General features: G+C 59.7%; 3 protein-coding genes and 2 pseudogenes. 4 read left to right on the top strand and 1 reads right to left on the bottom strand.

The genetic code is table 11. The annotated features are described in order from the left end of the window. The first annotated feature begins 446 nt into the window (after positions 1-446). The 4 genes and pseudogenes from LCM4576_RS31630 (at position 447) to LCM4576_RS31620 (ending at position 3,114) form a co-directional block, all read left to right on the top strand. Positions 447-1,211 (top strand): SDR family NAD(P)-dependent oxidoreductase, encoded by a 765-nt coding sequence (locus tag LCM4576_RS31630; RefSeq protein WP_071036275.1) that lies wholly within the window; start codon positions 447-449, stop codon positions 1,209-1,211. A 27-nt stretch (positions 1,212-1,238) separates the two neighbouring features. Continuing rightward, positions 1,239-1,844 (top strand): SDR family NAD(P)-dependent oxidoreductase, encoded by a 606-nt coding sequence (locus LCM4576_RS37675; RefSeq protein ID WP_320411887.1) that lies wholly within the window; start codon positions 1,239-1,241, stop codon positions 1,842-1,844. Beyond that, positions 1,789-2,295, top strand: a pseudogene (locus LCM4576_RS37615) (SDR family NAD(P)-dependent oxidoreductase). Before LCM4576_RS37675 ends, LCM4576_RS37615 begins: the two are co-directional and overlap by 56 nt. A 9-nt stretch (positions 2,296-2,304) precedes the next feature. Beyond that, entirely contained in the window at positions 2,305-3,114 is an 810-nt protein-coding gene (locus LCM4576_RS31620) for an SDR family NAD(P)-dependent oxidoreductase (protein WP_071036274.1), read from the top strand. Between the two features lie 197 nt (positions 3,115-3,311). Here LCM4576_RS31620 and LCM4576_RS31615 read toward each other — a convergent pair. Beyond that, positions 3,312-4,656, bottom strand: a pseudogene (locus tag LCM4576_RS31615) (IS5 family transposase). Between the last annotated feature and the right edge of the window lie 131 nt (positions 4,657-4,787).

Below are 4,787 nucleotides of genomic sequence, written 5' to 3'. Positions count from 1 at the left end.
GCCGTTGATGATGGCGTCGAGAGTTTCGGCCAGGTGACGTTGAGCGAACGACTATTGGGACGGCCATTTCATCATGGCCTGGCAGCAACATCAGTCCACTCGCCCACGAGATCCTACCGCGCGGCATTGTCGAACGGCACGTCGCCRGCCACCGTGTCGTGYGGAGCGCTGCCGCTGATCTTCTATTACCGACGGACTCGCTGCGCAAAACTGTTGTCTACCCCCGTGCTGTCAAAAGCCCGACCGGGCACCTATCGCAAGGACGACGGACCCACGTCAGATTCCGTACATTTGTGTCATCATCCTGCCAAGCTATAGCAAACCGAGATTTCATCAGCAGAGCTACCCTGCTGTTTCGAAACGATGTTTTTTGTTTGGCACGGTGCATGCTTCGCTGCTTGCAACGGTGCCAGGAACCTTGGTGATGTTTATTTTGGGCATGAAAAATGAATTTGGGGCTTAGCGGCAAGGTGGCGATGGTCGCCGCCGCCTCCAGCGGCTTAGGTTTGGCCACAGCCGAGGAGTTAGCCAACGAAGGCTGCCGTTTGTCCATCTGTGGGCGGGACCCGGGGCGGCTAGAAAGAGYGGTGGATCGGTTGCGCAGCAAAGGCGCCGAAGTGTTGGCGCGCGCGACCGATGTAACTGATTGTGCGGATGCAGCAACTTGGGTTGCCCAAACAGCAGAGTAWTTTCGGTGTATCGACATCTTGGTCACGAATTGCGGCGGCGTTTCTGCCGGACCGCCCTCGGCCATGACGCCTAAGGATTTCGACGATGCATTTGATCGAGTGCTGTTACCTTCGATAAATCTCGTTTCGGCTGCCTTGCCCTATCTGCGCCGCTCACCGGCGGGGCGAATATTGATGCTCGCTTCCGAGACTATTGTAAGGACCCCAGTACATTTCGCGCTATCGGGTGTAGCGCGAGCAGGCCTAGTGCCCTACTGCCACACGCTCGTACAAGAATTGTCGGGGGAGAGCATCACCGTAAACGTGCTCGCTCCTGGAGCACACAGCACCGCGGTTCACGAAGCCAATCGCCTCGGCGACCACGCCGAAGCCATCCGTGCGCTGGAGGACAGGACCCCGGCCCGACGCCTTGGCGATCCCTCAGAATTYGCCGCAGTCGCTGCATTCTTGGCCAGCGCCCGAGCGGCTTATGTCAGCGGCACCCTGATAGTCATCGATGGTGGCCTGAGTGCAACCGTCTGAACAATTCGTCGCGCTAGGAGCCTTCGCATGAAGGAAACCAGCACAACCACAGAACCAAGGCATTGTGGACCATTTTTAACTTTCCACGCATCYTTTCTAGGGTCTGCGAAGGCGAAGATTGGAAGCGCCGGCAAATCGACGGGTGGTGGCCGAATTTACCGGATTGAACCTGATCCAACGAGCGCCTTGTCGTCAGCCTGCCAATGGCGGTTGTGGAGTTCGAGTAGGCGACGGAGGAGMATCGCAATGTCTTCTACTACCATGGTGTGCATGGCGGGTGGAGTGTTGCCGCGCCTCAGAACAATGCATAAAGGACACGCTATGACGGTTTGCAAGAAGGTCGTTATCGTTACCGGCGCAACGTCTGGCATAGGGGATGCGGTTGTACAGGCTTTCGGCGCGACCGGAGCCTCGGTCATATTAGTCGGGCGCGATGAGGAGCGTGGCCAGCGAGTTTTGGAGGCAATTCAGAAACTTGGTTGTGCAACCCAACTGATGCTCGGTGACGTAGCTGAATCGGGCTTCGCCGACCAGGTGATCGCTCACGCCGCTAAAGCGCTTCGGAAGGGTAGATGTCCTGGTCAACAGCGCCGGGATCATTCGGCGCGGAAGCGCCGTCGACACTTCGGATGACGACTGGYGGCAGATATTCGAAGCCAATGTAAGCGGTGTGTTCTAGTTTAGCCGCGCCGCGGTGAAGGCGATGAGGAAAACCGGCGGCGGAAGGATCGTCAATATAGCCTCTACTGAGGGTTTGGTCGRCTGTTCCAACCTGGCTGCATATTGTGYCTCGAAGGGCGCGGTCGTTCTGTTGACGCGGGCCATGGCTCTGGATCACACTAAAGATCAAATCAGCATCAATGCTGTCTGTCCTGGCGCCGTGGATACGCCCATGCTTGTGTCAGGCCACGCCAAGCCGGTTACCCCGGACGATATCCTGCAGAGGAAGATCGACTCCAAACCTCAGGGTAGAGTGGCGACGCCCAAGGAAATCGCAAGTTTGACACTGTTCCTCGCGAACGATGGCGCTAAGCACATCACAGGCTTTGCTGTGCCAATCGATAGCGGCTTGACGGGAGGATAGGAGGGATCTATGGRCAATCGGCTATCAGGCAAAGTCGCCATCGTTACAGGTGGCAGTCGAGGCATAGGGCGTGCAATAGCCGAGAGGCTCGCTGAAGAAGACGCTGCCGTTGTCGTCGGCGATTTGCACGACGATCGCTCCGCCGAGTTCGGCAACACCAAAAGGCCCACGTTTATGTGTCTTGACGTCACAAAGGAGGCGTCGGTTCGCGAATTTGTTGACTACGTTCTCGAGAAATTTGGCAGGGTKGATGCACTGGTCAATAATGCTGGTAAGGTCGTTCATAAGACCATCGACGAACAGACTGCCGATGATTGGGACCGGCTCATGGCGGTCAATCTTCGGGGCCCGTTCCTGATGGCGAAGTACGTGGCTCCGGAAATGAGGCGTATCGGCGTTGGCTCGATTGTCAACATCGGGTCGGTCGAAGCCTTTATGGTCAATGCCTGGCATACCGCCTATGCCGCCACCAAGGCGGGCGTGCACGGACTAACGCTGGGACTGGCGGTTGACCTTGGGCCGGATGGTATAAGGTGCAACACAGTGTGCCCCGGCTGGATAGATACCGATCTGAACCGCGCATTTCTCCAACTCCATCCGGACCGAAGCTTGGTTGAGCGAGAACTATCGGAGCTTCACCCGCTTGGGCGGATCGGCTCTCCCAGGGAGATAGCCAACGCGGTTCTTTGGCTCGTTAGCGACGAATCCAGCTTCGTGAGCGGTGAAATGATCGCTGTCGACGGCGCCAGAACCAAGAAGATCTCTCTGCCGGCCACCCTGGACGAGGAGTACAGGGCCAAGCTGACGAAGGCATACTGATACGATGGCTCCGAGCGTACATCGACGATTCGCGATCATCGAGATGAGCCAATCGAGTTGGCTCGTTGCCGGAATTGGTCCAGGGATCGAGTCCTTTTGAAGAATTTGGCGGTCGCGGAGCAGTGCCTCAGCGTCTGCGCGAACTCACCCGGAAACGATCCTCTGGCTCGATCGTCGTCCGTGAACAATGAAGGGCGTTAGGCAGCGAGCGATTTCGGCCGGCTTTGGAGCGCGGCGAGGAGTAGCCACAAAAGCTGCCTGAAGAGTTGAGCAGGAGCGAGAAGTTGTAGCCGGCGGCGGCCAGGATGGCGTTGACGGCGTCGCCCTGCTCGCCGGCGAGGTAGTTGCGGTCCATCCGGTGCTCGGCCTTGATGTGGCCGATCACGGGCTCGATCGCGGAGCGGCGGCGCATCTGGCGCTTGATGGCCGGTGTGACGCGCCRCTCTGGCCGGCGGTGAAGACCCTGAACTTGTGGCTCTCAGGTGCATTGTGGCCGAGGTATCCGGCATCGGCGAGGATGCGGCCGATCTCGTTGCCGATGGTCTTCTCCATGTCGGGGATGATCGTTGCGAGCGTGTGGCCGTCATAAGGATTGCCCGGCAGCGCTTTTGCGTGCAGGGCGAACTGGCCACCTTTCGAGCGTTCGAGCGTGGTGGCGAGCGAGACCTTGACGCCGAACTCGTAAGGGGCATGCGCCTTGCCCTTGCCGATGCACTCGACCTCGGGCGCATGCAGGCTCCAGATCTTGCGGCCGCGCTGGCGCTGACGGTGCTCCAGAACCGCCGAGGCCTGGTAGAGCGGCCATTTGAAGATTGCGTCCAACTCCGCGTCGCCGGCGATGTGGCGAGCGATGTCKCGAATGGTCCGGCCGAGATAGGTCTTGAGCTTGCGCAGCGCCCTGTTGGCCCGCTTGAACTGCTTGGCGTGCGCATAACGCTGGTGCTTGATCAGCGCCAGCTTGCCGACCCGCACATAGGTCTGGCGCAAATCCATACCCACCTGCTTGGCCAGCCGCACCAGCCGCTCGCGCGCCCGATGAATGAGCTTGGCGTCGGTCGGGAACATCACGTTCTTCGGCTGCACTGTCGTGTCGACGATCACCCGGCGCGTGTCGGCCGGCTTCATCGCCCCGCTCTTGATCGCAACCGCGAGGCTTTCCTGCAGCAGAGCCGTGATCGGCTCCTCGCCCATGCGCTGACGCCAGCGCGTCATCGACGAGCGATCGAAGGGCAATTCGTGGCGGAAGAACTCTTCGCCAGTGAGATACTGGAAGTAGGGGTTCTCCACCCAGCGGGCGCACAGCTCCTCGTCCGACAGGTTGAAGGTGTGCTTCAGGATCGCAAGGCCCGCCGTCAGCCGCGTCGGCAGCGGCGGCATGCCCGGTCCGTCCGAATAGACCGCGCCGAACCGCTCTTCCAGCACCGGCCAGTCGATCGCCTGCGCCAGTCGCACCARCTCGGGCTTCATGTTGATGATCTGATCGAGCCTGGAGCGGAACAGGTCCTGCTCTCCCGTCTCGCGCTTCTCGCGTGGCCTGGACACCGTCGTCCCCTCGATTCGCCTCGCCTCAACGAGTGAATCACGCATTGGCGCACAATGGAATCGGCGTACCCATCCGGTGAAGACCGCAGGAGTGCGTATCCGGCCGTGAGCACCTGAGCACCGCCGTGCTT

The sequence above is a fragment of the Mesorhizobium sp. LCM 4576 genome (assembly GCF_001854815.1).
Classification (GTDB): Bacteria; Pseudomonadota; Alphaproteobacteria; order Rhizobiales; family Rhizobiaceae; genus Mesorhizobium; species Mesorhizobium plurifarium.
Note: the sequence above shows the minus strand (reverse complement) of the source record. Positions and strands in the feature narration are given on the sequence as shown.